A 2,526-nucleotide genomic window follows, 5' to 3' on the forward strand; every position below is an offset into this window, starting at 1 on the left:
CTCGTCGGGCTCATAACCCGAAGGTCGTCGGTTCGAATCCGGCTCCCGCTACCAATTAGAAGTCGGCTTACCCAGCTTTATTTTTTGCAAAAAATCTTTTAATGCCTCCATCTGGATAAGGGATAAAAGATTTTTCTTCCGTTAGTGACTGTTTAGGATCTCAATGCACAAACAAGAGACCAGCTCAATCACAAAAACGGCTCTTGTCGTCGAGGGCGGAGGAATGCGCGGTATATATTCCGCCGGCATTCTGGACGCCTTCATGGACAGACACCATCGGCATTTCGATGGTTTCTACGGCGCTTCGGCCGGCGCACTCAACCTGGTTTCCTTTATTGCCGGCCAACGAGGTCGCAACCTCGACCTCTATACAGGCGCCTGCCTGGAAAGCCATTTCATCAGTCTCAAGCGCCACATGAAAGGCGGTAACCTGTTTGACCTGGACTGGCTCTTTGATCGCATCCAGAGACAGCACATGAATATTGACAAGTTTCGAGGCCAGCTTCGAGACAAAACATTCACGATTGTTACCAGTTGCGCAAGTTCAGGCTACCCAATCTATCATACATTCGATGAGTACTTTGAACTGGAACAAATGTTCAAGGTTCTGAAGGCCTCCAGTGCACTTCCCATGATTTATCGCAATGCCATAACCATTGATGATCGAAATCATGTCGATGGGAGTCTTGCCGATCCTTTGCCTGTTATGAAAGCCGCAGAAGATGGCTATGAACACATTGTTGTGCTCAGAAGTCGAGAAAGTCAGTATCGCAAGAGAGCTTCTTCAGCGAATAGATTACTAGCCTGGCAATTCCGAAAGCAACCTGAAGTGGCCGAGCTGATTCGCCAACAGTTCTCAATCTATAACGAAACTCTGGACAGCTTCGATCAGTTAAAACGTAGTGGTATATCGATTACAGAAATTGCTCCGGATACTTCCTTGAGTTCAACCAGAAGCACGCGAGACCGTGCCAGACTGGTTTCCGACTACCACAAAGGCTATTCCGCAGGGTTTTCGTTCCTTCAGCAGCTCAATCAGGCGTAACGGGCTTAGTTCACCTGAAATTCTCTACTGATTTTACAAACTCTCTGGCTTTATTAACCATCCCTACTAGGCTTATGATTCTGTAGAACTGACGATTGTCTCAATCAGTTAGACAGGTTTAGCACTGCCTGCTCTGAAAACGTCAGAAGCAGAGCAGGTTTTATGCTTGCATTCCGAAGGCTCAACCACAGAGATTTCATTATGCCAAGGCAGATTCTCGTTCCTGTTGCTCATGGCTGTGAGGAAATTGAAGCCGTTACCATTATCAACACACTTCGCAGGGCTGGGGCTCAGGTTTCAGTTGCAGCCTGCACTTCCGATGGCAATCTGGAAATTGAAGCATCGAGGGGCATCAAGTTAGTAGCCGACAAACATATCGAAGCCTGCCTTAACAAAAACTTCCACCTGATAGCCCTGCCCGGTGGCATGCCGGGGGCAGCCAACCTCAGAGACAACCCTCATCTTACGGAACTTCTGAAAGAGCAACAGAGATTCCAACGCTGGTACGCCGCTATCTGCGCCTCATCCGCCGTTGTTCTGGCACACCACTCTCTTCTCGATAATGTACGCGCGACCTGCTACCCCACTTTTTTTGATCAACTCGAGGGGGCTCTGCCACAACCGGAAAACCCGGTGGTCATTGATCAGAAAAACCGAGTGATCACCGCTCAGGGACCCGGCTGCGCCATGAGTTTCAGCTTCGCTCTGGTTGACGCGGTCTACGGTAAAGACGCATACCGCCCGATAGCCAAACAGATGCTGGCAGACTGGGCGCTTTAAACACAGACTCCAGACGCTGGACGGTTGACTTCCAGCAGCCATGAGCCATATGTTTTTCGTTACGCCCGGACTTAAAAAAGGAGCCCTCTTTCGTACGAAAAAATAATGGCTCCATCTTATACTCACGAAGGCTTCCCTTAGGGAAAGGATGTATGTTTTGATAAAAAAAAGGGGTTAAAAAAAAACAGGTACGGACGCCTGTATTCATTAATAAAGCCTTGAGGTGCTGATTTTGGAAAGCATTATCATTCTATTCTTATGTGGGCTGGCTCTCTATCAGTTAAGCCTCAGACAAGACAAAATGGCTGAGCAGCTGATCGCCCGGACGTTTAACCGGTTTGAGCGACGCTATAACGACATTACATACTCTTGCCTGAACTCTACAGTTGTCAAAAAGCAACTGCACGGTTTTCCTTCAGTTCCTCTGGTACCTTCTGTCAACTATACAGCCAGAGCCTTATGTTACTCCGAGAACAAAAACTGGTTCTGGTTTGATGCCAGTATCCGAAACATGAAGCTCTGCTCAACCAGCATAACGCCTGTATCACATCCAGATGCCTGCGATGCACTCAGTAGCGATCCGGAAATACTCAGTCAGTATTTTCCAGAGAAAAAGGTCAACGAATCCAAGGCCGAGACCAGTATATGATGCTAGCAGCCTGTCGGACTTAAGCGTCCGTAGCGAGGATTGCAAGAAATTG

General features: G+C 48.1%; 3 protein-coding genes. All 3 read left to right on the plus strand.

Translation table 11 applies throughout. The annotated features are described in order from the left end of the window. Positions 1–163: 163 nt before the first annotated feature. The 3 genes from KDK19_RS07790 (at position 164) to KDK19_RS07800 (ending at position 2,474) form a co-directional block, all read left to right on the plus strand. Positions 164–1,045 (plus strand): patatin family protein, encoded by an 882-nt coding sequence (locus KDK19_RS07790; RefSeq protein ID WP_257282262.1) that lies wholly within the window; start codon positions 164–166, stop codon positions 1,043–1,045. Between the two features lie 201 nt (positions 1,046–1,246). Beyond that, positions 1,247–1,825 (plus strand): DJ-1 family glyoxalase III, encoded by a 579-nt coding sequence (locus tag KDK19_RS07795; RefSeq protein ID WP_257291683.1) that lies wholly within the window; start codon positions 1,247–1,249, stop codon positions 1,823–1,825. 232 nt (positions 1,826–2,057) lie between these two features. Then, positions 2,058–2,474, plus strand: coding sequence for a hypothetical protein (locus KDK19_RS07800; RefSeq protein ID WP_257282264.1), 417 nt, complete (start codon positions 2,058–2,060; stop codon positions 2,472–2,474). The last annotated feature ends 52 nt before the right edge of the window (positions 2,475–2,526 follow it).

The organism is Endozoicomonas sp. ONNA1, from assembly GCF_024606325.1.
Taxonomy (GTDB): domain Bacteria; phylum Pseudomonadota; class Gammaproteobacteria; order Pseudomonadales; family Endozoicomonadaceae; genus Endozoicomonas_A.